Genomic DNA, 23,691 nt, shown 5'->3' with positions numbered 1-23,691 from the left:
TAGAATTTTCACAGAGCATAATCCGGTTTCAGGGTGAAACCGGCTAAACGTACTAACGAACTGGAACTTTATGAGTACTGTAAAACCTGAACGTGAATACTTCCTCGACTCCATCCGCGCGTATCTGATGTTACTGGGGGTGCCGTTTCACGTTTCCCTCATCTACTCCGCGCAGAAATGGGCAGTAAACAGTCATGAGGCCTCACTTTGGCTGACGCTGCTGAACGATTTTATTCATGCGTTTCGTATGCAGGTGTTTTTTGTCATCTCGGGATACTTCTCCTACATGCTGTATCTGCGCTATCAGCCGCGTCGCTTCCTGAAAGTGCGACTGGAGCGTGTGGGGATCCCGCTCCTCACCGCCGTTCCGCTGCTCACGCTGCCGCAGTTTTTCATGCTGAAAGAGTGGACCGATAAGCTGGCTGACTGGCCCCGATTCACGCCCTATCAGAAGTTTAATAACCTGGTATGGGAGCTGATTTCGCATCTGTGGTTCCTGGTCGTGCTGGTGATGCTGACCACGCTGGGTATGGTGACGTTCCGCTGGCTGCGCGATCAGCATCGCACCATTGATTACTCCCGGGTTGGCTGGGGCACACTGACCGCTGGCGTGCTGGCGTGGGCACTGGTGTGGTGTGTGTTCCGCCGTCTGGTATTTATTTTCCAGCCTGACTGGCTGATGGATGGCCTGTTCAACTTTATTGTGATGCAGACGCTCTTCTATCTGCCGTTCTTTATGCTGGGCGCGCTGGCGTGGAAGCATCCACCGCTCAAGCAGCTGTTTGTGCGGTTTAATCCGGTGATGTGGATTGGCGCGGTGGTGATGTTTGTCGCCTACTGTGCTAATCAGCGTCTGAGCAGTGGCGATGGCTGGTTGTATGAGCTGGACGCGATTATCACGACGCTGATGGGCCTCTGCATGCTGAACGTCTGCTTCTGCTTCGGTCACAAACTGCTGAACGCCCATTCGCCGCGCATCATGTATCTGGTCAATGCGTCGCTGTTTATCTATCTGGTGCACCATCCGCTGACGTTGCTGTATGGCATTTATGTCACGCCACGGATTGAAAACAACACGCTGGGCTTCTTCGTTGGCCTGCTGATGGTGTTTGGCATTGCGTTTCTGCTGTATGAGATTCACCTGCGCATCCCGCTGCTGCGGTTCCTGTTCTCCGGGAAGTTTGAGCGTAAACAGGCCGGACAAGGGAATTGATGCTGTTATATACAGACAGCACAAAAACTTAAAGCGATGGGAGCAAACGCCAGTAGCAAAGCATAGCGGGCCAGGGATGGCCCGCGCTGAGCCCGCCATGGATGGCGGGTTTTGCGTCTTTGCGAAGGGCGTATGCTCCCTGAGCCCGCGCAGGGTCCATCCTGGATCTTACAGCAGCCACTCAATCGGCAGTCTCCACACCAATCGCACCTGAAGCCGTTGCCACCAGGAGCAGCCAGGCTCGTGTTTGTGCACGATCTGCTGCGGCTCATCCGGATACTCCAGCCAGTTGACCCTTCCCCACTTATCCAGCCGCAGCGTCCATGCCCGATCGCGCATGGACTGGCTGAAGCGCTGATGCGTCTCTGCGGCCAGCGCCGCACTCTCGATCACCAGCCCCATCTCGGTATTCAGCACCGCGGAGCGGGGATCGAAGTTAAATGAGCCGATAAACAGCGTCTTTTGATCCACTGAGAAGGTTTTGGCATGCAGACTCGAGCCAGAGTTACCGGTTAAGCCCCGGTCGTGCGGGGCATCGGGCACGCCCGCCTGCGGTTTCAGCTCATAGAGTGCGATACCATGCCGCAGCAGTTTCTTGCGCCACTTGGCGTAACCGGCATGCACAATCGACACATCGTTGGCCGCCAGCGAGTTGGTCAGAATGGCAATTTTCACCCCTTTACGCCTTAGCGACAGCAACTGTGCAACGCCAGCGCGGGTCGGCACAAAGTAGGCAGAGATAATATCGAACTGCTCCTGCGGCGTGCCAATCACCTCGAGCATCCGCTGCGGCAGCAGGCTTCTGGCGCGCGCTTTGCCCAGCCCTTTACGCGGATCGTCGCTCAGCAGGCGCGCTTTTGCCCACGTCAGGTCCAGCGTGCCCTCTTCCAGCTCCTGCAGCAGCGAAGAGTTTTCCAGTCGCTGAAGGTAGCGCTGTACCGGTTCACTGTGACGCCATTCGGGTGGCAGACTCACACTGTCCTCTTCCGGTTCATCTTCATCCAGCACCTGTTGCAATGGCGAGACCGGCTTACTCCGCCAGTAGCGCTCAAAATCCTCTGCGACCTCTTTCACCACCGGGCCAATGGCCATCACGTCCAGATCGGCAAACAGCGGTTCATTGCCGGTGCCGAAATATTCGTCGCCGATATTACGTCCACCCACCACGGTCGTGACACCATCCACCGTAAAGCTCTTGTTGTGCATGCGGCGGTTCAGACGGGCAAAATCGGTGAGATAGCCCAGCGCACGCAGGGTACGAAACGAGAACGGATTAAAAAGCCGCACTTCGATATTGGGATGGCGGTTGAGCTGAGCCAGCGTATCGTCCAGGCCCGGCGTATTGTTGTCATCCAGCAACAGTCGCACCTTCACGCCGCGACGGGCCGCCTCCAGCAAGGCGCTGAACAGCAACCGGCCAGAGAGATCGTTTTGCCAGATGTAGTACTGAATATCGAGTGAACGCTCCGCTTTTTGTATCAGCAGATAGCGGGCAGCAAAAGCATCCAGTCCGTCGCTCAGCTGATGAACACCGCTCAGCCCCGGATGGCGCTGACATTCTGGCTCCAGCTGTGTTTCCAGCCAGCTGCTACGTTCCAATGGCTGGGAGAGCTCAAACGCTTCGGTCATGACAATTCCCTGTAAAATGCAGTTATTTTTATTATTCCCCGGCCCGACCTCTGGCGCTATACCTCTGTTCCGAATGAGCAGGCGGTCACGGGCGTTTTTTAGTCTAGACTTAACCGGACGATCTGTGACCGGCATTAGCCCGGCAGGAGAGGAATATGTCTCATCAACCCCTTACAGATACCCGCCAGCGCTACCATCCCAGCCTGTTTCGCAGCTTTTTCCAGGGAAGTTTCCCCTGCTCCACCGCCTGCCGTACGCCGGGCAAACGGCTCGATATGGTCTCCACCAGCGGCCACGATATGCTGCTGGAAAAAGATTATGCCGCGCTGGCTGAGCAGCATCTGCTCACCGCGCGAGACGGTGCGCGCTGGCATCTGATTGAAAAGATCCCCGGACAGTATGACTGGCAAAGCTTTCTGCCGATGGTAGAAGCGGCGCGACGACAGCAGATGGAGATCATCTGGGAGCTGGCGCACTTTGGCTATCCCGATCATCTTAATATCTGGAAAGCCGAATTTGTTGACCATTTTAGTCGTTTCGCCCGCGCGATGGCACAACTGATGCGCGATGAAGGCATCGAACACCCCTTCTTTACGCCGGTGAATCAAATCTCATTCTGGTCATGGGCCGGGGCGGATGTGGCCTGGTTAAATCCTCATGCTGCGAATCGCGGTAAAGAGCTGAAGCGTCAGCTGGTCCGCGCCTCGCTGGCCGCCATTCATGCCATTCGCGAAGTCTATCCGGAAGCACGTTTTGTCCTGACCGACCCGCTGGTACAAATTGCCCATCATCCCGATAACCCCGACAGCAAACCCTATGCCGATGCCCAGCATCAGGCACAGTTCGAAGCCTGGGATATGCTGGCCGGTCGCGTCGATAAAGAGTTAGGCGGCAGTGAAGATTGCCTGGATATTCTCGGCCTGAACTACTATCCCGACAACCACTGGTTTTTCCCCAATCAGCCCATGTCGCTGGAGGATCCGGCGCGTGTTCCGCTGCATATTTTGCTGGCGCAGTGCTGGCAGCGCTACCAGCGGCCGATGCTGATTGCCGAAACCGGCGCAGAGGGCGACGCGCGCGCCCCCTGGCTGCAGGAGATCAGTGAAAACGTGGCTGTGGCGCTGGATCAGGGCATTGCGGTGGAGGGCATTTCGCTCTATCCGGTGGTGGAGTATCCCGCCTGGGCGGATGATCGGCGTTCGCCGGGTCCGCTGCTGGGATTAGCCGATCCGAATGGCAACCGTAACCTGCATGAGTCTCTGTCGCTGGTGTTACGCAGTCAGCAGATTAAATTTGCCACGCGTAATGCGTAATCAGACATGCTGAGAGGGGGGCTTTTTGGGGTAACAGGAGCGAACGTCGAGGGAGGGATCGGCAGGATGACGTACGTCGGTCAGCCAGACCATAGTAAACAGGAAGGTGACCCCGATGAGGCAGGCCGCCAGCAAACCGATAATTGCGATTAATTTGTCATCTCCGGAGTCCATCGCCTTCTCCTTATTCAATCCGTTGAATCCAGTGCGTGTCAGCTCATCCAGAGCGTAATCATCAGGACAAAGATTATAAGCGTTACCGAGGTCACCGCAAGCACCACTATCGCAAAGTGCGCATCGTCAAGTGACTGGCGAATTGGCTCATCGTGATCGTCGGGTGGCGAGGGCAAAGACATAACTATCCTGTGAAAAAATAGGGGCCGCCGGAAGTGAAGCGGTGAGTGACAGTGTAGAGGAAAGGCGGTTTATCGTCCGGTTCTTTCGTCCGAAAAATAAACTGGCCCGTGCCAGCACGGCACGGGCCGGAGATCAGACGCCGCGCCAGCGCTTGAAGATCAGGGAGGTATTTATCCCACCAAAGGCAAAGTTATTGCTCTGGATATAGTCGGTCTCCAGCTCTCGCGGCTCACCCATGATGTAATCCATCTGACCGCCGTCGGCGGCCGGTTGCGTCAGGTTAAGCGTTGGCGCAAACCACCCTTCCCGCATCATCTCAATGCTCATCCAGGCTTCCAGCGCCCCGCAGGCACCCAGCGTATGACCAAAATAGGACTTCAGTGAGGAGATCGGCGTGGATTCGCCAAACACCGCCGCTGTCGCCAGACTTTCGGCCATGTCACCCCGTTCTGTGGCGGTGCCGTGCGCATTCACATAACCGACGTCTGCGGCTGTAATACCGGCGCTTTGCAACGCCCGCTCGATGCAGATCTGCATGGTTTCACGCTGCGGCTGCGTGATATGCGCGGCGTCGCAGTTGGTGTGGAAACCGGTAAGCTCGGCGTAAATCGTGGCGCCACGCGCCAGGGCATGTTCCAGTGACTCCAGAATTAGCGTACCGGCGCCTTCGCCAATCACCAGACCATCACGCTGCTGATCAAAAGGTGCAGGCGTGGTGTGCGGTGCATCATTACGCTGGCTGGTGGCAAACAGGGTGTCGAACACCGCCGCTTCCGACGGACAGAGCTCTTCCGCCCCCCCGGCGACCATCACCGTCTGATAACCGTGACGAATCGCTTCCCAGGCATAGCCAATCGCCTGGCTGCCAGAGGTACAGGCGCTGGAGGTCGGGATCACCCGGCCACGCAGGCCGAAAAACAGCCCGGCATTGACGGCCGTGGTGTGCGGCATCATCTGCACATAGGTGGTGCCGGTAATATTGTTGGTGTGCTTTTCCGTCAGCATGGTGGCGAACTCACTGACCGGACCGGTGCTGCCGGTCGAAGAGCCGTAGGCGATACCTGTTTCTCCGCTGGTCAGCACGGGGTGGTCAATCAGACCGGCCTGGGTCAGCGCCAGCTCGGTCGCACGGGTTGCCAGCAGCGAAACGCGACCCATGGCGCGGATACGCTTGCGGGTGTAGTGCGCAGGCAGTTCAAAGTTATCCACGGGCGCGCCGAGCAGGGTATGCAGCCCATCGTAGATCTGCCACTCGGGCATAAAGCGCACCGCATTGCGGCCTGCACGGATACGCGCCGAGACTTCTGCCCAGGATTCACCAAAGGCGGTCACACCGCCCATACCGGTTACGACTACCCGCTGAATCACAGCATGCCTCCATTAATTGAAATCACCTGACGCGTCACGTAACCAGCGATATCGGACATCAGATAACTCGCCAGCCCGGCGACCTCTTCAGCCGCGCCCATGCGCTTCATCGGGACGATTTTCATTGCTTCTTCAATCACCTGAGGTTCCATTCCCTCCATGCCAGTGTCGATGAGACCCGGCGCGATGCAGTTAACGGTGATTTTGCGTTTCGCCAGCTCAATCGCCAGCGCTTTGGTGGCCCCGATAATGCCCGCTTTCGCCGCGCTGTAGTTGACCTGACCTCGATTGCCCATCATCCCGGAGACCGATGAGAGCGTAATAATGCGGCCACCACGGCGCAGGCCGATCATCGGCATCACGCAGGGCTGGATTACATTGTAAAAACTGTCGAGATTGGTGTGGATCACGCTGTCCCACTCCTCATCCGTCAGGGCGGGAAACGCCGCATCACGAGTGATACCGGCATTACTCACCACGCCATAGTAGGCACCGTGTTGCTCAATGTCCGCCTCCAGCGCGGCGCGGGTGGCCGCCCGGTCAGCGACATCAAATCCCAGCACACGGCCGCTGCCGCCTGCGGCTTCGATCTGCTGCAGGCACTGCTCAGCGCCTGCGCGATCGCGGTTGAAATGCACGATAACCTGATAGCCATCCTGGGCGAGACGCAGCGCAATGGCGCGGCCAATGCCTTTACTGGCACCCGTCACTAATACCGAATCTGTCATGGCTGTTTTCCTTGTGACATCAATTGCTGTAACTCTGCTTCATTGGGTTGATAAGTGTTCAGACGACCACTGGCAAGCCGTTGCGTGCCATAACGAATGTCGCCCTCAAAGCTGCCCATGCGGTCATCGCGCATCAGCAGCGTCATTCGGATATCCAGCGTGACACCCGCGGGAAAGAGCGGCTTCTCGGCCCGCCAGCCGCGTCCGCCCAGCAGCATACCGGGCGGGATGAGGGTTGCGCCGCCCTGCTTTGCGTGCCAGCCCGACCAGACGCCCACGGTCTGCGCCATCATCTCGACGCCAAACCAGGCAGGCAGTTCGCCCTGTGGCGTCAGAAACGGTGTCAGTACGCCACCGGCGCAGGTTGATACCTGACAGTGAACCTGGTCTTCATCAACGGCGCTCAGCTGATCAAGCAGCAGCATCGGCGCAGCGTGCGGCAGCCACAGTGCCGCGGGAGAATTAATGTCCATCAAGGCGTCCCAGAATCAGGCAGGTATTATTGCCGCCAAAGGCGAATGAATTCGAGGCGATGACCGGCCGTTGCAGCGCCTGCGGCTGTAACAGCAATCCGCAATCCGGCAGCGTCTCATCCTGCGCCGCCTCACTGAAATCCTGGGCGGGCAGCGGCAGATTGTGTAGCAGGATCAGCGCGCTGAGTGCGGCTTCACAGACTCCCGCTGCGCCGAGCGTATGGCCGGTCAGATGTTTGGTCGAGCTGCACGGCACCACATTGCCAGACAGGCGCGCAATGACAGCCGCTTCCATCTGGTCGTTCAGCGGCGTCGCTGTGCCGTGCAGATTGATATAGCCGACCTGCTGCGGCAACAGATTCGCCTGTTTCAGTGCCATGCGCATCGCGCGTTCAGCGCCCTCACCCTGCGGATGCGGCGCGGACATGTGCCAGGCATCAGAAGATTCGCCTGCGCCCAGCAGCGCCAGCGGCTGCGGTTCGCGCGTCAGCAACATCAGCGCGGCCCCTTCGCCAATTGAAATGCCATCACGATCGCGGCTGAACGGCGCACAGCGACGTTCAGAGAGCGACTCCAGGCTGTCGAAGCCATTAATCGGCATCCGGCTCAGCGAGTCCGCACCGCCCACCAGCGCGACATCCGCCAGCCCCGCCGCAATCAGCCGCTCGCCACTGATCATAGCGCGGGCGCTGGAGGAACAGGCGGTGGAAATGGTATAGGCCGGACCATCCAGCTGCAGATAGTGCGCCAGAAAACGTGAAGGATCGCCCAGCTCCTGCATCTGATAGTGATAATCGGGCTGGTTGCCGCGAATCTGCTGATCGCCCTCATCCACGCCCGAGGTACTGGTGCCCAGCACAATCGCCACTCTGCTGGCACCGTAGCGGGCGATCGCCGCATCGAGTGCCGGACGGATCTGCGCCAGCGCGGCCAGCAGCAGCTGGTTATTGCGGGTATTGTGCGCGCTCAGGGCAGCAGGAATGGGTGGCAGCTCGCCTTCAACCCTGCCGAGCCAGCAGGCGCGGTCACCGCTCAGCCAGCCATAGCGCAGCTGCATGCCGGGTGCCTCACCTTTCTTCAGGCTGTCTGCAATCTGCTGACTGTCATTACCCAGGGCATTCAGCATGCCGATGGCAGAGATGTAAATCATGAGGCGTCCAGATGTTGAATGCGGATCTGATAGCCAAAGGCATGTTGCTGAATGCTGATCGGCTGGCGCTGATTACCGCGTTGCAGATAATCGATTTCGGTCACCAGCTGGTTATCGGCATCGAACAGCCGTCGCTTTAACCCCTGATCCTGCAGCGTCCAGCCTGGCGGCAGCTGTTTTTGCCACACATCCAGCGGCCAGTAGCTGAGCATGATGTCCGCCAGCACCTGACTGGCAGGTGGCATCTGCGGCAGCGGCATCAGCTGCTGAGTGTGAATACCGCTGGCATCGTAGCGCAGGCTGAACAGGCGGATACCCACCGAAGAGAGCCCGGCCAGATCGATTTGCTGTTCATCGGCGCTGAGCAGCACCAGCAGTGACTGACTCTGACCTTTAACCTGCCCGGTCAGCAACTGCTGCTGCTGAAAGGCCGGACGGATGCCCGGCGGTGGCAGCGTCACCTTCACGCCCGGCTTCAGCCAGGCGGTGGGACGACTGCTGTCCGGTGCATGGCCGGCACAGGCGCTGAGCAGCAGAGCCGTCAGCAGAATAAAGGCGGCGCGGATCATCGTTTACTCCTTGATCGGGTGGGTCGCATCGCCAGCGGCGACAGCAGGAACGCGCTGAAGATGCCGCTGCATAATACGGTGCCAAAACTGGCAATCGCGCTGGTGCTGCTGAAGACCAGCATTCCCAGCGTCAGTAAGGTGGTGATCATCGCCAGCGATACCGCCAGCAACGAGGTCAGCGGCGTCCCCTGTGGGTTGCTGAAAAATAGCGTGTAGTTAATGCCAATGCCCAGCACCAGAATCAGCGCCAGCAGCGCAAACAGGTTGAGCGATGCGCCGATCCAGCCCAGTGTTGCCATCGCCATCGCCAGCGACAGCAACGACGGCAGCGCGCTACGTAAGCCTGCCTTTAACCCCAGCCGCAGCACAAAACTCAGGGTAATCAGCAGCAGCGCCAGCGCCAGTAAGCCGCTGAGGAGGGAACGCCAGAAGCTGAACAGCGAGTCGTAACTGGATTTGCGGTCAATCCAGCTGACGCCCGGGTGCTGCTTAGCCAACGCTGCGAGAGCGGCGCTGTCTTTTACACCGCTGGTGGGGATCAGAACGCCGCTCTGCCCGTCCGGCAGCGTCAGCCATAGCAGACGCCAGCCTTCACTCAGCGGACTCGCCAGCCAGACATCCGGCGTCACCGCCATCGGGGTCAGATCCGGCGCAGCCAGCGCAATCCCCGCCTGTTGCAGTCGGGCTATAATCGTCGGGGCAGCCTGCTTCAGCAGCTGAAGATCCTGCTGTTGTTGCGCCAGCGACTGCAGGGGCAGCAGACGATAGCGCTGCAACCAGCCCTGCTGCTGCGCCTGGTGCAGGTCCGGTGCCAGTTTTTCCAGCCGCTGCAGCGTCTGCTGTGCGTCATCGCCCCAGACCACAAACCAGGTCTGATCGGCGCGCTGTCCGGTCAGGGTAGCGAGCTGGCGATCCTGCTCCAGCAGTTGCGCAGGCGCACTTTGCAGATGCGCGATGTCATCATCCACTTTCAGCTGGGCGATTCCGGCCAGGGCGAAGATCGCCATCGCCACGGGTAATCCGACACGCAGCCCACGCTGACGACGCCAGGCCGCAAGCCAGCGGGCCAGTGGCACCATCAGCGGCACCGGGCGCACCGGTAATCCGCGGACCAGCCATGGATAGATCAGAATCACCGTCAGGCAGGAAGCGGTTAAGCCGCTGGCGGCAAACACCGCCAGCTGACGCAGCCCCGGAAACGGCGCCAGCAGCATCAGCAGCCAGGCTATGGCGGTAGTCGCGAGTGCCAGCAGCAGCGTGCCGCGCACTTTGCGCAGGCTCTGCCACGGCGTCTGCTGATCGCCGTGAACCATCCGCTCGGTGAGATAATAGAGCGTGTAATCCGCCGAGATGCCGACAATACTCAGGCTCATCACCAGCGTCATCAGATGCAGCTCGCCGAAGCAAAGCAGCGTCATCACCGTGCCCGCCATCGCGCCAATCGCCACAGAGGTCACCGTCAGCAACAGCGGACGCAGCGAGCGGAACACCAGCAGCACCAGCAGAACGACGCCACCCAGCGTCACACTGCCCAGCGTTTTGACATCATGCTGCGCACGCTGGCTGGCGTTGTCGCTGAACAGTACTGTGCCCCGCGTCAGCAGTTTTGCCTGCGGCCAGCGGCTTTTAAGCTGCTGTTCCAGCGCGCTGAGCCGGGTAACCAGGGCATGACTTTGCTGCATACTGAAGGCGTTGTTCGCCAGCTCGCCATGCAGAAAATACCACTGCTGACCCTGCTCATCTTTTACGGTCAGCCAGCCATCATGCAGCGTCATCCGCCCGGCGTTCTGGGCCAGCGCCAGTTGTGAACCGCGCACCAGCATCAAAGGATCGCCCTGCAACTCTTTGCTGCTGACGCCCGAGAAGGCTGAGAAGAGCTGCGCCAGCAGCCAGTCGGCCTGCGCCCCGCCGCCGTTCTGCAACCGGCTGCGCGTCGCCTCATCAATCAGGCCGTTACGGTGTTGCCAGGCAAAGCGGCCCCACTGCTGTTGCTGTTGCGCATCAAGATCGCCCTGCACCTGTTTCAGGTCTGGCAGCGCACGCAGCTGAGCCAGCCACCAGGCGGCGACCTGTGGATCGTCCTGCTCACCGGGTGAAACCAGCCAGACCATCTGGCGATCCAGCCGCTGCATAAAACCCTGCTGCAGCGCAGGCGGTGCCGCGCCCAGATTCTGCTGCGGCAGCAGTGACAGCACGCTGCTGTTAAGCTGGCTGCGCGGCAGCAGAAAGGCGAGCGCTGTCGCCAGCAGCAAGCAGAGAGCCAGCCACAGGATAGCCAGCAGCCGATCGTTACGGCCCGGCAAAACGCGCCTTCTCCTCGTCGCTTAACTGCGGCGGTTCAATACGGGTGTTGCTGAGCTGAATCTGGGTTTTATCGCCCTGCTTATCGTCCAGGTTGATGCTATCCAGGAAGGCGCTGCCCGCCAGCGAGATACGGTTGAAGATTTTGTTGAGCGGCGCGGCTTTAGGCGTCAGATCCAGCGTCCAGGCTCCGTTGCCGCGATCGCTGAAGGCCACGCTGAAGTTTTCGTTCAGCACCTTCTGATCGGCCTGGAACAGCGCCCGCAACAAGTGATTAAACTGGAACATCTGCGGATTGCTGTCGGCGGTGATCACCTGCGGCTTCTGGCCGCTGAGGCTCTGCACCATGCGCTTGTCATCCAGCAAAAGCGTCATCACAAACGGCGTCTGCTGATGCCACCACAACCCCTGCTCGCGGGCTATCAGCATCTGTCCGTGCGACACCAGCGGCTGACGCATACCTGAAATGGTGCGCGTCTGGGTAAAGTCTGCCCGGATCACCGGCTGGCTGGCAAAACGCTGCTGCAGCTGATCCAGGGTGAGCGCGCTGGCGGCGCTGGCCCACAGCAGCAGGCCGGTAAGCACTATTTTCAGCATCCTTTCACTCCTAAACGTTCCAGTAAAATGTCGGGCGAAACAAAGCAAAGAGCCTGACTCTCCTGCTCTACCGCCACCTGCAGCGTATGCGCTTTTGTGGTGATCTGACCGGCAGCGTTTCGCACTTCATAGTCGATACGCAGGCGGTTCTCATATTCAGTAATCCGGGCGCTGACGCGGATCGTCTCTTCGCAGCGCAGTGGCTGGCGATATTTAACCCGGGTATCGACCACCGGCCAGACGTAGCCGCTGGCGGCCATCTCGGCATAACTGTAGTTAATGCTGCGCAGCAGAGCTTCGCGCGCCACTTCGAAAAAGCGGAAATAGTTACCGTGCCAGACCACGCCCATCGGGTCGCAGTCGTGGAATGAGACGGTCAGCACGACTTCAGCATGATGTTCAGTCATGGTCAGACTCCTTGTGGTGCGCCTGTTGATCAGGCAGCGTCCAGAAATCGAAAAAGTTGAACCAGTCGAGCGGCGCCAGCAGCGCATAATGGGCGAGTCGTTCCGCGTAGCGATCGACCGCCTGTTGCAGCGCCTGCTGACGTTGCGCCCGTGGCAGCAGCAGCGGATCGGCAAATGGCTCGCAGTGGATATGCAGTTTACCCTGTTGCTGGAGGGCGAACATCAGCAGCACCGGACAGCGCAACGCGGCCGCCAGCACAAACGGCCCCTGCGGAAACGGTGCGGCCCGGCCCAGAAAATCGCTCCAGATTACCCGACGCTCGCCGCCGCGCTGCGGATTCACCGCGGTGCGATCCCCGACAATTGCCACCCATTCACCCGCATCCAGCTTCTGTTGCAGCAGGATCGCGGTATCCGGCCCGATATCACTCACCGGCATCAGATTCACCCCCGCCTGCGGGGCGATGGTTTCCAGTACCGCCCGAAAACGTCGGGCGTTATCGGTAAACACCAGTGCATTAATCACCAGTCCGCTGACCTGCTGCGCCATCGCTCGACAGGCTTCGATGTCACCAAGATGGGAAGCGAGGATCAGCTTGCCCTGGGTTGTGGGTGCGCGGATCACCGCTTCCGCACCTGGTGCAAAATCGATATCCCGCCCCCAGCGCAGATCGCCGCGCCAGCTGGCGACTTTATCCAGCATCGCCCCGGCGAAGCGCAGGAAATGGCGATAGCTGTTTAGCCGGGGCGGTAACGCAACCTGTCGCTGCTGTGCGGCGGCGGTGACCTGCGCCAGCCATTGCCGGGAAGCGCTTCGCGCGCGCTGACCGCTCAGCCAGTAGACCGCGACAACCGGCCAGAGCAGCAGCGTAAAGGGCAGCCGCCCGCCGTAGCGATAGACTGCCAGCATAAAGCGTAATCCCCACTGTCCGCGCCGCTCTGTTTCCACAGACCAGTGCGCTGGCGCTTTACGCATCGCCAGCAGGCGCGGGATACGCGGCAGCATGCCGAAGAACAGCCGGGTATGCATCCAGGAGATGCGCAGGTTGTCATAGAGTGCATCGAAGTGCGACAGGCCGCTTGCCGGATAGGTGACGCGGGTCGTGATAAAGCGACTGCGGGTACCCTGCCAGTAAAGCCGCACCATGATTTCGGTGTCGAAATCCATGCGCTGGCCGATAGCCCGGCGATCGCACAGCGCCAGCGTCGCAGCCAGCGGATAGACGCGGAAGCCACACATGCTATCGCGGATCGACAGCGACAGCGTTTCGATCCAGACCCAGAAGTGGGTGATATAGCGACCATAAAGTCGTGATTTGGGGATCGAATCGTCATAGAGCGGCTGACCGGAGATCAGCGCATCCGGAAAGCGCTCAGCTTCCGCCAGCATCAGCGGCAGATCTTCTGCCTGATGCTGGCCGTCTGCGTCGAGCTGCACCGCATGGGTAAAGCCACGTGCCGCCGCAGCCCGCAGGCCGTGGATCACCGCAGCACCCTTACCCTGATTGCTGTCGAGCCGCAGCAGGCTGAGCTGCGGGGCGTTTAACGTCGCCAGCTGAAGCTGCGTCGCCGCATCGCTGCCGTCATCCACCACGATCACCGGCAGATTAAAGGGGGCCAGCCGCGCCAGCACCGACGCCATCATCGCGCCGTGGTTGTAGCAGGGGATCACCACGCAGGGTGAAAATGCCGTGCTTAACACAGCGCGATCTTCCCGCTGCTGGCGCTCTGCTCACCGCCGTCAGTCAGCAGGCTGTAACGGAAACTCAGGCGCGATTTTTCAGCGTCCCAGTCAATACGCAGCTGTAATAGCGAGTCGGGTGGTACCGGCTGCTGAAATTTGATGTTTTCAACGGCGGCAAACTGTTTGCCGGGCGCGAGCAGTGACACTCCGTAGTGCATTACCCAGTCGAGCTGCGCCACACCGGGCAGAATCGGCAGTTCCGGAAAATGGCCCTGAAACCAGAACAGTCCGGCCTCAACCTGCAGGGTCAGCGTGACGCTGTCAGCCTGCCGTTCCCGGCTGCGTTCAATCGGCAACATGAAAAAGTTCCTCTATTTGCGGCCAGGCGCGTTTACTCTGGGGGGTGACCGGAATGGTGGCGACAATCCGCCAGTAGCGCGGCATCGCCAGCGGTTCGAGCCAGCGCTGCAGCTGACGTTTCCACTGCTGCCTGCGCTGATGCAGAACCGCCTCACCCAGCGTGCTGTTCAGCGACAGCACGACACCAATCGCCTGACGCTCATGACGCGTTATCACCAGCGCCGCGGCATCTTCGATTCCCGGCAGGTCGGTCAGGCGACGCTCAATCTCGCTTAGTGAGATACGCTTATCACCGATTTTCACGATGCGGTCGTGACGTCCTGCCAGCTGAAATCCGCCATCCGCCTGCATATTTAGTCTGTCGTCGAGTGGCAGACCGTTTTCACCGGCAATCAGCGGCGACCAGACCTGCCAGCGTTCGGGCATCACCTGCTTGAGCCTGACCTCAGGGAAGCTGCGCCAGGGCGCGTCGGCCCGATCGCACTGACGCCAGGCCAGAATGCCAGTTTCGGTGCTGCCATAGATTTCACTGACCTGACAGCCAAAGCGCTGCCAGACCTGTTCCGCATCCGACCCGCGCAGCGCACCACCAGCAGAGACAATCAGTTCACAGGCGGGCGCGACAAGCGTGCTGTCCAGCCGCGATAAAAAGGCCGGGCTGCTGATAAAAGCATAGCGACTGTCGCGCGGAAGCTGCGCCAGCTGTTCGCCGTAAAACAGCGGCTGGGCGGAGAACGGCAGCCTGAGCATCATCGGCAGGAAAAGCCGGAACGATAAACCGTAGAGATGCTGATGGCTGACCGAGGCGATGACCCGGCAGCCCCGCAGCTGTTCGCCCCACAGGGCGCTGAGCCAGCGGCTCTCCTGCTCCATCACCGCCAGAGACCTCACCACCTGACGCGGCGCGCCGGTAGATCCCGAGGTAAAGAGCACCAGCGCTGATGACGCCGGCAGCGGCGGCAACTGACCCGTAGCTTCTGCGTCGTCGCACATCAGCAGCGGCAGGCTTACCGCCAGCGGCATGTCGCACAGCACGCCATCCAGCTGCTCCTGCATCTCATCCAGCAGGGCAGCGCGGCTGTGACCCGGCATCACCGGCGTTTTACCGGCATACCAGCATGCCAGTAGCGCCACACAGAAACGGTAGCTGTCATCAAAACAGAGCGCCCAGCGAGTGCCAGGCTGTGTCGCTAAACGCTGGCTGAAAGCCAGCACCTGACGCTGCATCGCGCTGAGCATCAGCGGTTGATCGCCTCGCCAGGCGACCTCGCGGTCGTCTCCCGTCAGCCAGTCGGCCACCCTCATGCTTTTCGCCTCACGCGCTGCCGCACCAGCCATTCAGCGCCCATCAGCACGCCGATTAACAGATAGCTGATGCCGCCGTTCCACAGCGTCCAGAGCCGCAGATCGCCATGCAGACAGGTCCAGAGCGCCATGCTGCCGTTGCCGATAAAAAACAGGCACCAGATTTGGGTAACGCGGCGGGTGTAAGGCACTGCAGCGGCAGGGAGTTCCGGCTCACGCAGCCGGGCAATACGCTCCACCAGCGGCATCGCGCTCCAGAGGGAAGCACCAAACACCAGCAGCATCGCCGAATTGACCGCCACCGGATACCACAGCAGCAGGTGCTGAGCGCGTAACAGCTGGCTGCTGACACAGAGCAGCGCGCCAAGCAGCGCCAGCCAGCCCATAACCGCACCCATCGCATTTTGCTGACGGCGCAGTTGCAGCCAGCGCAGGCCAAACAGTAGCGCCAGCAGCCAGAAGAGTCCCTGCCAGCGCGGCTGGGTCAGTGCCAGCCAGACCAGCAAGGGCCAGGCCAGCAGTGTAAGCAGATTGAGCAGGCGAAGAGTAGCAGCAGGCACGACGGATCAGGCGTCTTCGCGCATCAGTTGTTCTACAGCATCCACCACATCCTGCACGGTACGCACCGCGCGGAAGGTTTCCGGTTTGATTTTACGGCCGGTACGCTTTTGCAGGTGAACCACCATATCAACGGCATCAATGCTGTCGAGTTCGAGATCTTCATACAGACGTGCCTCGGGATGGATATCCTCAGGTGCAATTTCAAACAGGCTGGTGAGCAGTGAAGCCACTTCCTGATAAATCTCTTCTTTGTTCATCATAAGGTAGTCTCCGCTTTCAGCTGCGCTGTTGGTTGACGAACGCTGCCAGCGTCGCAACAGAGAAGAAATGGGCTCGCAGGGTTTCACTCTCCGCAGAGAGGGCCACGCCATAGCGATTTTTCACCGCCAGGCCCAGTTCCAGTGCATCAATTGAGTCCAGCCCCAGTCCCTCGCCAAACAGCGCAGCGTCGGTCTCTATATCATCGGGGCTGAGATCTTCAAGGTTCAGCGTGTCGATTATCATCTGTTTGATATCGTTAATTAATGAATCCATACCGGTTTTCGTCTTACCTGTTCTGGGGGACCAGCGCCTGCTCTAAGTGGCGGGTCAGGCGACGCGCGGCCAGCGGCTGCGCATCGGGATTGCTTTCACAAAACGACTGGCTGTCGATTCGCTTTTGTACTCGCACGGTAAACAGCGGTTTTACCGGCGGAATCTGATACCAGCGGCTCTGTTTATCGAGCATACGCTGGGTGCAGGTGATATGAACCACGCGCAGATCGCAACCGGCGCGCACCGCGATATTCGCGGCCCCGCGCTGCAGGGTCAGCGGCTGACCGTAGCGGGTGCGGGTACCTTCCGGAAAGATCAGGATATTGTCGCCGCGCGCCAGTCGCTGCTGGCTGTCCGGCAACAGCGTCTCCGCTTCACTGTTAATCAGATAATCAGCGGCGCGAATCACCCCGCGCATAAAAGGGTTCTTCTGCAGATCGGCTTTCACCAGACAATCCATCTCCGGCAGCACCGAGGCGATCATCACGTAGTCGATCAGCGACGGATGATTGGCGACAATCAGGCATCCGCGATCCTGTTGTAACAACTCGGCACCTTCAATGCGGTAGTCGTAGACGCCGAACGTCCGGCAGAAACGCAGGAAGCAGCGGAAGCTAAAGGCGATAGCGCGTCGGGCCAGCAGGCGGCGGCGCAGCGAATCGCGCTGAACCAGCAGCAGCAGATTGAAACCCACTAATGACAGCAGCAGGCCACCCAGGCCAAACAGCGTAAAACTCACCGCCGTCATCACCAGTCGCCAGTAATAGTTAACACGGCTTCCCGCGAACGGCGCCGGTTGTGAACAATCAGCCATGATTTCTCTCCCAGTGCCATGTCAGGCGTTCGCCTGCCAGGCTGAAGACGGGTGACGCCGCCAGCCACTGCTGCAGAAAACGCAGGCTCTGAGGCAACCGTGTTTCAGCCCTTTCGTCTCCTCCGGCGCGGCCCGTGCAGTGCAGCTGTTCACCCGCCCGCAGCAGCAGCGCTACCGCATAGGGGAAGTTGATGCGCTGTTCCGCCAGCCACGGCAAATAATAGTCAGGCACGACGCCGTCAAAATCGACCAGCAGCACCTGCTGATAGCCCGCCTGATGCAGAGCGCTGACTTCAATCAATCCCTGCTGAAAGGAGTCGATACCGGCTGCAATAGAGGTGGAGACCAGCGGCGCTTTGGCCGCAATGGTCAGGCTGCCAACCGCCGAGTTGTGAACCGACATGGCAAAATCTGTGGGTGACATCGACTGCTGATCCGCCAGCGTATGAAGAATTCTCAGATTACGCTCCAGCTCACCGTGACGACTGGTAAAGACGATAGCGTCCACCTGTTGCCGCGCCAGCAGCGCCAGCCCGCACTCTACCGCCGCACGACTGCCGCCGCTCAGACGACGTGCCGTCATCATCGGTAAAAATTGCGGTTTCGCCATCGCCTCTGAGGGGTCAATAACGTTGCCCTGTTGCGCCCAGTCCTGCCAGGCCTCGCGCCCGTGTAATCCCGGAGCCAGAGCCTGCCAGTCGACCAGTGAGTAAGCGAGTTTCATCTCAACACTCTTTTCGTCATACGTGTGGAGTCGGCGTTCATCGGATCGTCACTCCTGCCCTGTGCAAAAAAAGTGCGTACCGCTAAACCTCTGCCGATTCCGTAACGGGCCTTCACGGTAGAGGTTTATTCAGTGATTCAGCAATAGCAGCTCATCTGATTTGTCGGCCGGCTGCCGCAGAACTTTATGCTTAGATCGTCTGTCGACAAATCATTGCGACAGCACGCGCATTACTGAGCGGCCAGGGCCGACAGTCGTAACTGAATATCCTGGTCGAGATTGGCGATCCAGCGGTTGTAGTTATTGTGGATCTCACCCCCTTCCGCTTTCAGGTTGTCACTGCTGACGTAATCGATGCGGTAGTTCTGGCTGGTGTAAGTGATACGGATGTTCGCCACGAAATCACGCTGCGCCAGACGTCCATTGATCACGCCAGGAGAAACGGGAGTCATCACCCATTTACGGCTGATACCCGCCTCAATGATCGCCAGTTTCATCTGGTTGTCGGTGTAGCGCTGAGTGAGGGTCTGATTCACATTGTGAATCGGCGCAGTGCGCGCGCAGCCGGTTAATAACGCAGCAACGACGGCCAGCGTGAAAATATTTTTTTTATTCATGATGAATCCCTTCTTTTATTATTTATATCAGTGAATTAAACGGATAGCTCGCCTGGCGCTGATTTAACTTTACGTGCGCTTTTCCGTCTGGCTGGTTTAAAACCCGCGCATGATACCATCGAATGTAAAGACAGGTAAGCAGAAGTATGCGCAGGTTTTTAGTGGCTATTTAGAGGATTAACGCGGGGCAAAGTGCGCCGTCGCTGCGACGGCGCAAGGGCCGATCCCGGCCGCAGAAACTCTGGCTGCGGCTGGATCGGCCCCGGCAATTATGGTGTAGAGGCCGGTGTCCAGCCACCGCCGAGTGCGCGGTAGAGATCGATCTGCGCCAGCAGCAGGTTATTTTTAACGGTCACCCGATTCAGCTGGGTTGAAAACAGGGTTCGCTGCGCATCCAGTTCATCCAGATAAGAGGCGTAGCCGTTCTGATAGCGATTGCGGGCAATGCGCAGCGCCTCTGTCACATAGGCTTCCTGCTTTTGCAGCTCCTGAAGCTGTGCTTCACGTTGCCGGATGGCATCTATCGCATCGTTAACTTCCGAGAAGGCATTGCGCACCACCTTTTCATAGCCATACAGCGCCTGATTGCGCGTCGCCATTGAGACATCAACCTGTGCCGTCAGTGCTTCACGGTTCAGCAGCGGCGCCAGGATGCTGCCGCCCACGCTCCAGAGCCGGAACGGATCGTCCGCGAGCTGGTGCAGCACTGAACTCTGCAGGGTCCCGGTGGCGGTGAGGTTCAGCCCCGGCAGCAGCTTAGCGCGCGATGAGGCCAGGCTGGCATCGGCGGCCAGTAACTGACGCTGCGCCTGCACAATGTCCGGGCGGCGATTAAGCAGCTCAGATGGCAGCAACGATGGCATCTGCTGCGGTAAAATCTGGTCGAACTGCTGACGACGGGCAATCGTTCGCGGATTCATGCCCACCAGAATGCTCAGCGCATTCTCCTGCTGCGTGATCTGATGCTGCAACTGCGGCATCTGCGCTTTGGCCGACTGATATTCCGAGGCGGCCTGCATCCACTCCAGCCTGGAGGTGTAGCCGGTTTCGAACTGACGCTGTGCCAGCTGCAGCGAATTGTTACGGGTCGCCAGCGTCGCTTCCGTTACCCGCAGCTGCTCATCCAGTGCGCACAGATTGAGATAACCCGACGCCACCGAACTGGCGATGGTCAGCTCCGCGGCGGACGCGGCGGCCTGCTGCGCCGCTAAGCTCGCCTGCGATGCCGAGATACTGCTGCTGCGCGCCCCCCAGAGATCGACCTCGTAGTTCGCCTGTAACAAGCCCTGGAAAACATCGGTTTCATACGGCTGGCCCGTCACTGACGAGAGCGTACGCTCACGGGTCGCGGCTACGCCGGCGCTCAGGGTCGGAAAGTTATCACCCTGCGTGGCACGCAGCTGGGCCCGATACTGATCAACCCGGGATCGCGCCGTGAGGATATCCGGATTATTGCGCAGCGCCTGCGTCACCAGCCGGTTGAGATACTCATCATGAAACGCACGCCACCACTCTGCTTCCGGCGCAGCCTTTGGCCCGACACTATTGCGCCAGGCCTCAGGGATCGGCAGAGAGGCCGGAGCCTTTTCAACCTGCGTAGCGCAGCCTGTCAGTGCCAGCGTCAGCGCGCTAACCAGTAAGCCGCGCCGCATCATCGTGCATCCTCACCCGCCGGCTGGGCGGCAGTGTCGATATTGACTTCGACCGACATACCCGGGCGCAGCTGATGCATATCCTGCTCGTCGATGCGGATGCGCACCGGAATGCGCTGCGCAATTTTAACGAAGTTACCGGTGGCATTGTCGGGGGAAATGGCGCTGAACTCGGAGCCTGCGGCCGGAGAGATAAATTCCACCTGACCGTTAAAGCGTTTGCCATCCAGCGCATCAACGCGAATCGTCACCGGCAGGCCAGGCCGGATATGGGCCAGCTGGGTCTCTTTCAGGTTCGCAATGATCCATTTGTGATTCGGCACCACCGAGGTCAGGCGCGTACCCGCCGTGACATAGGCGCCGGTACGCACCGACAGCTGACCGAGCTGGCCGTCGTCGGGCGCGGTAATCCGCGTATTCGCCAGATCGATCTCAGCCAGCTCCAGCGCGGCGCGGGCGCTCTCAACATCGCCTTCCAGCGCGTCGCGGTTGACGATGACGGTCTGCAGATTCTGCTGAGCGACGGCGATCTGGGCGGCAGCCTGCCGCACCTGCGCCTGGGCCTGGGCGTTGGCGGCACGGGCAGCATCACGCTCGCGCACCGACAGCGAGCCATCCGCCGTAAGATTTTCAACGCGCTTCAGATCGAAGCCGCCTTTCAGCGCCTGAGCTTTGGCATTCTCCAGCGCCGCTTTATTGCTCTCGATTGTCGCTTCCGCGCTGCGCCGCTGCTGCAGGTTATTGTTCAGTGCCGCCTGCTTCATCGCCAGTTGCGCCTGTGCCTGATGCACCCGCTGGCGATAGATACGGTCATCGATCGTCATCAGCAGCTGCCCTTTTTTCACCGGCTGCAGATCGATCACCTCTACCGAGGTGAGATAGCCGTTGACCTGTGGGCTGATAAAGGTCACCTGGCCGCGCACGTAGGCATTCTCGGTGCTTTCGATTGCGCTGGTGAAGGGCCAGAGTTGCCAGGCATAGAGGATGACCAGTACGCCAATGATCACAATGCCGCTGCCTGCGGCGATAGAAAGAATACGGCGGCGATTCGCGCGTTCGCGTTCCGCCGCCTGAAGCTCATCCTGCTGACTCATTGTTTCTCCGTTGATTCCTGTAACGCGGCCAGCTGGTGCTGCTCACGCAGGTTAAATTGTGCCTGACGCCAGTCCAGATAACGACGCCGGGTTAAACGCCACATCACCCACATCAGGGTGACCAGTGCCAGCGCGGCGGTTAACAGGTAGGTATCGTTATAAGCGAGCACGTTGGCCTGCAGCGTGGCGACCGTCTGTAACTGGCTGGTGCTCTGCGCGCCGCGCAGAACGTCATCACCTACCAGCGAATTAAACAGCGCATTGTACTGGCTGAGCCGTTCGGTAACGTTAGGATCGAGCAGGGAGAGCTGATCGCCCAGCAGACTGGAGTGATATTTTTCCCGCCAGACCTGAAACGTGCCCAGAATCGCCGAGCCGATTAACCCGCCCAGGTTCTGACTCATACCAAACAACACCACAAAGCTCACCAGGTTTTTCGGCTGGGTCACCACGCTGCCAATACCCATCAGCATCGCCGGTGCCATGAAAAAGGCGCTGCTGAAGCCGAGCAAAAACTGACTGAAATACATCTCGGAGCCACGGGTCAGCGGACTGGATTGCGCATCCATCAGCGAGGCGATAATCATCACTACCAGCGAGGCGACAATCGGCCAGTTGAGATGATTGGGCTTGATGGTCAGCGCACTGGCGGCGATGCCTGCGATCACCCCGGCCATGATCGCCAGCGCCAGACCGCGCATCTGATCGTTCTGCAGACCAATCTGCTGCAGAAAGCCGATTGCGCCGGTGTTCTGTTCCGCCAGTACGATACGGATCATGATCATCACAATGCCAAGCCGCAGCATCATGCCGCTGCTGAGCCAGCGGGTGTTGATTAGCGGGTTGCGCCGGTTATGTTCGATGACGATCGCCGCGACAATCAGCGTCAGGGCGATCGCGGTGCAGATACCGAGCCACGGCGTGGTGAACCACCACTCAATACGGCCCAGCGTCAGTACGCCGCACAGCAGCGCCATGCCGGGTGCCAGCAGGATGAAGGTCAGGAAATCCATCTTCTCAAAGGTTTTGATGCGATCGCCCGGCGGCAGTTTGACCATCAGCACCCCGCCGAGCGCAATCAGCGCCAGACCGAGTTCAAACAGATAGAGACCGCGCCACTCGTTGAGCTGCAGCAATTCAGACGAGAATAAGCGCGCCAGCGGAATAGCCAGTTGCGAGACCGTCAGGCCAATTACCAGCGCTTTAAGCCGATGTTTCGCGGGCCAGGCCTGAACCTGATAGAAGATACCCAGTGAGCTGAGCGCCGCCGCCACCATGCCATGAGCGGTGCGCACAATGATCGCCGAACTGAGGTCGTTGGCGAATAAGTGGAAAAACGCCACCAGCACATAGAGCACCAGAAACGCCTCGGTAAAGACACGCAGGCCAAACTGCTGCCGGAACTTGACTAGCAGCAGATTAATAGAGATGTTGCCCATCACGTAGACTGCAGGCAGCCACGCAATCTCATTCGACCAGGCCCCGAAGGTGCCTTGCAGGTTAACCAGATTCGCCGTGACCAGCGCGTTACTTAGTGCACCGGTCAGGGAGATCAGTAAACCGATCAGACCAAACGCCACGCGCTTCGGCATCGAATGCAGCGGCGTTGAAGGCGAGCCCGGCATCATCGGTTTTTCGTGCGGTAACCACTCGCGTGCAGCGTAGGGATTTCGCTTTGCCACTGCTACATACTTCCCATGCGGCTCAGCAGTTGTTGCAGTACGCGTTCGGTCACGGCCAGATCATCGGGATCGATATCGGCCAGCATTTCAGTGCGGAGTGCATCAGCCTCGGTTTTCACTTTAGCGAACGCTTCGTTACCCTTGTCAGTCAGCACCAGATGACGTTTACGTCGATCTTCTGGCGGCTGTACCCGCGTCAGCAGTGACTGTTTTACCAGCCGATCAACCAGCGGCACCATGCTGGCATCTTCCAGCCCCAGCATCTGCGCTAGCTCGGTCTGCGTCATGCGCTGCGGTTCACTGGCGATCAATCCGATGGCCATCCAGCTGCTCATGCTCAAGCCGCTATCTTTAAGGTGACGATCCACCGCCAGGCGCCAGGCATGTGCGGTCAGATGCAGTAAGTGGGTAAAGGTACGCGTGTTCTGAGACAAATGTTAGCAGCCTAATAGTAAGAGATCTAATTGAGAGTCAACGTTATTATACGCAAAGCGAAACGCGATTGAAAAGCGCCCGGTCTGTTAAAAATTAGTGGATCGCGGCAGAATGTCCAGAGGCC

Annotated in this window: 26 protein-coding genes; 2 read left to right on the top strand and 24 right to left on the bottom strand. The window is 59.4% G+C overall.

Annotated elements, in window-relative coordinates; translation table 11 throughout:
• Positions 1-70 precede the first annotated feature (70 nt).
• Positions 71-1,213 carry a glucans biosynthesis protein MdoC gene (mdoC, locus tag ACN1CO_RS03320; protein WP_419137644.1) on the top strand — a complete coding sequence of 381 codons (1,143 nt, stop codon included), beginning with the start codon at positions 71-73 and terminating at the stop codon, positions 1,211-1,213.
• Between the two features lie 168 nt (positions 1,214-1,381).
• Here the strand turns inward: mdoC and ACN1CO_RS03315 are convergent, their stop codons facing one another.
• Complete coding sequence (locus tag ACN1CO_RS03315; protein ID WP_419137642.1) at positions 1,382-2,842, bottom strand: phospholipase D family protein; 1,461 nt, start codon at positions 2,840-2,842, stop codon at positions 1,382-1,384.
• A 155-nt stretch (positions 2,843-2,997) separates the two neighbouring features.
• Between ACN1CO_RS03315 and ACN1CO_RS03310 the strand changes: the two genes are divergently transcribed.
• The gene (locus ACN1CO_RS03310) at positions 2,998-4,155 is read left to right on the top strand and encodes a beta-glucosidase (protein ID WP_419137640.1); all 1,158 of its coding nucleotides are present in this window, start codon (positions 2,998-3,000) and stop codon (positions 4,153-4,155) included.
• Here the strand turns inward: ACN1CO_RS03310 and ACN1CO_RS03305 are convergent, their stop codons facing one another.
• From ACN1CO_RS03305 to ACN1CO_RS03195, 23 genes are all read right to left on the bottom strand, one after another.
• On the bottom strand, positions 4,156-4,329 hold the full coding sequence (locus ACN1CO_RS03305; RefSeq protein ID WP_010246427.1) for a hypothetical protein: 174 nt from the start codon (positions 4,327-4,329) through the stop codon (positions 4,156-4,158).
• 38 nt (positions 4,330-4,367) lie between these two features.
• A complete protein-coding gene (locus ACN1CO_RS03300; RefSeq protein WP_165439225.1) occupies positions 4,368-4,511 on the bottom strand; it encodes a hypothetical protein in 144 nt (47 codons plus the stop codon).
• Between the two features lie 133 nt (positions 4,512-4,644).
• Positions 4,645-5,880 (bottom strand): beta-ketoacyl-ACP synthase, encoded by a 1,236-nt coding sequence (locus tag ACN1CO_RS03295; RefSeq protein ID WP_419137637.1) that lies wholly within the window; start codon positions 5,878-5,880, stop codon positions 4,645-4,647.
• Positions 5,877-6,608, bottom strand: a complete 732-nt coding sequence (locus ACN1CO_RS03290; protein ID WP_419137635.1) for a 3-ketoacyl-ACP reductase FabG2 — start codon at positions 6,606-6,608, stop codon at positions 5,877-5,879. Before ACN1CO_RS03290 ends, ACN1CO_RS03295 begins: the two co-directional genes overlap by 4 nt.
• On the bottom strand, positions 6,605-7,081 hold the full coding sequence (locus tag ACN1CO_RS03285) for a 3-hydroxy-fatty acyl-ACP dehydratase (RefSeq protein ID WP_419137633.1): 477 nt from the start codon (positions 7,079-7,081) through the stop codon (positions 6,605-6,607). The genes ACN1CO_RS03290 and ACN1CO_RS03285 overlap by 4 nt, the downstream gene beginning before the upstream one ends.
• A complete protein-coding gene (locus ACN1CO_RS03280) occupies positions 7,071-8,231 on the bottom strand; it encodes a beta-ketoacyl-[acyl-carrier-protein] synthase family protein (protein ID WP_419137631.1) in 1,161 nt (386 codons plus the stop codon). Before ACN1CO_RS03280 ends, ACN1CO_RS03285 begins: the two co-directional genes overlap by 11 nt.
• Positions 8,228-8,800, bottom strand: coding sequence for a DUF3261 domain-containing protein (locus ACN1CO_RS03275; RefSeq protein WP_419137629.1), 573 nt, complete (start codon positions 8,798-8,800; stop codon positions 8,228-8,230). Before ACN1CO_RS03275 ends, ACN1CO_RS03280 begins: the two co-directional genes overlap by 4 nt.
• Positions 8,797-11,103: an MMPL family transporter gene (locus ACN1CO_RS03270; protein ID WP_419137627.1), complete on the bottom strand. Its 2,307-nt coding sequence runs from the start codon at positions 11,101-11,103 to the stop codon at positions 8,797-8,799. Before ACN1CO_RS03270 ends, ACN1CO_RS03275 begins: the two co-directional genes overlap by 4 nt.
• Entirely contained in the window at positions 11,090-11,698 is a 609-nt protein-coding gene (locus tag ACN1CO_RS03265; protein ID WP_419137625.1) for an outer membrane lipoprotein carrier protein LolA, read from the bottom strand. The genes ACN1CO_RS03270 and ACN1CO_RS03265 overlap by 14 nt, the downstream gene beginning before the upstream one ends.
• Positions 11,692-12,105 (bottom strand): acyl-CoA thioesterase, encoded by a 414-nt coding sequence (locus ACN1CO_RS03260; protein ID WP_031594668.1) that lies wholly within the window; start codon positions 12,103-12,105, stop codon positions 11,692-11,694. The genes ACN1CO_RS03265 and ACN1CO_RS03260 overlap by 7 nt, the downstream gene beginning before the upstream one ends.
• Positions 12,098-13,807 carry a glycosyltransferase family 2 protein gene (locus ACN1CO_RS03255; RefSeq protein WP_419137622.1) on the bottom strand — a complete coding sequence of 570 codons (1,710 nt, stop codon included), beginning with the start codon at positions 13,805-13,807 and terminating at the stop codon, positions 12,098-12,100. The genes ACN1CO_RS03260 and ACN1CO_RS03255 overlap by 8 nt, the downstream gene beginning before the upstream one ends.
• Positions 13,801-14,148, bottom strand: coding sequence for a 3-hydroxyacyl-ACP dehydratase FabZ family protein (locus ACN1CO_RS03250; RefSeq protein WP_419137620.1), 348 nt, complete (start codon positions 14,146-14,148; stop codon positions 13,801-13,803). Before ACN1CO_RS03250 ends, ACN1CO_RS03255 begins: the two co-directional genes overlap by 7 nt.
• Positions 14,135-15,454, bottom strand: a complete 1,320-nt coding sequence (locus tag ACN1CO_RS03245) for an AMP-binding protein (RefSeq protein WP_419138963.1) — start codon at positions 15,452-15,454, stop codon at positions 14,135-14,137. Before ACN1CO_RS03245 ends, ACN1CO_RS03250 begins: the two co-directional genes overlap by 14 nt.
• Positions 15,451-16,014, bottom strand: a complete 564-nt coding sequence (locus tag ACN1CO_RS03240; RefSeq protein WP_419137618.1) for a hypothetical protein — start codon at positions 16,012-16,014, stop codon at positions 15,451-15,453. The genes ACN1CO_RS03245 and ACN1CO_RS03240 overlap by 4 nt, the downstream gene beginning before the upstream one ends.
• A 6-nt stretch (positions 16,015-16,020) precedes the next feature.
• Entirely contained in the window at positions 16,021-16,275 is a 255-nt protein-coding gene (locus ACN1CO_RS03235) for an acyl carrier protein (RefSeq protein ID WP_136198985.1), read from the bottom strand.
• A 16-nt stretch (positions 16,276-16,291) separates the two neighbouring features.
• Entirely contained in the window at positions 16,292-16,549 is a 258-nt protein-coding gene (locus ACN1CO_RS03230) for a phosphopantetheine-binding protein (protein ID WP_419137616.1), read from the bottom strand.
• A 13-nt stretch (positions 16,550-16,562) separates the two neighbouring features.
• Positions 16,563-17,363 (bottom strand): lysophospholipid acyltransferase family protein, encoded by an 801-nt coding sequence (locus ACN1CO_RS03225; protein WP_419137614.1) that lies wholly within the window; start codon positions 17,361-17,363, stop codon positions 16,563-16,565.
• Entirely contained in the window at positions 17,356-18,087 is a 732-nt protein-coding gene (locus ACN1CO_RS03220; RefSeq protein ID WP_419137612.1) for a beta-ketoacyl synthase chain length factor, read from the bottom strand. Before ACN1CO_RS03220 ends, ACN1CO_RS03225 begins: the two co-directional genes overlap by 8 nt.
• A 230-nt stretch (positions 18,088-18,317) precedes the next feature.
• Positions 18,318-18,704: a hypothetical protein gene (locus ACN1CO_RS03215; protein WP_419137610.1), complete on the bottom strand. Its 387-nt coding sequence runs from the start codon at positions 18,702-18,704 to the stop codon at positions 18,318-18,320.
• Between the two features lie 269 nt (positions 18,705-18,973).
• Positions 18,974-20,356 carry an efflux transporter outer membrane subunit gene (locus ACN1CO_RS03210; protein WP_419138962.1) on the bottom strand — a complete coding sequence of 461 codons (1,383 nt, stop codon included), beginning with the start codon at positions 20,354-20,356 and terminating at the stop codon, positions 18,974-18,976.
• Positions 20,356-21,450, bottom strand: a complete 1,095-nt coding sequence (locus ACN1CO_RS03205) for an HlyD family secretion protein (protein WP_419137608.1) — start codon at positions 21,448-21,450, stop codon at positions 20,356-20,358. Before ACN1CO_RS03205 ends, ACN1CO_RS03210 begins: the two co-directional genes overlap by 1 nt.
• Complete coding sequence (locus ACN1CO_RS03200) at positions 21,447-23,132, bottom strand: MFS transporter (protein WP_419137606.1); 1,686 nt, start codon at positions 23,130-23,132, stop codon at positions 21,447-21,449. The genes ACN1CO_RS03205 and ACN1CO_RS03200 overlap by 4 nt, the downstream gene beginning before the upstream one ends.
• 2 nt (positions 23,133-23,134) lie before the next feature.
• Positions 23,135-23,566, bottom strand: coding sequence for a MarR family winged helix-turn-helix transcriptional regulator (locus ACN1CO_RS03195; RefSeq protein WP_090962378.1), 432 nt, complete (start codon positions 23,564-23,566; stop codon positions 23,135-23,137).
• Positions 23,567-23,691 lie beyond the last annotated feature (125 nt).

This window comes from Pantoea sp. R13S299 (genome assembly GCF_048515925.1).
Lineage (GTDB): Bacteria > Pseudomonadota > Gammaproteobacteria > Enterobacterales > Enterobacteriaceae > Pantoea.
This window is presented reverse-complemented; position numbering and strand designations above follow the sequence as displayed.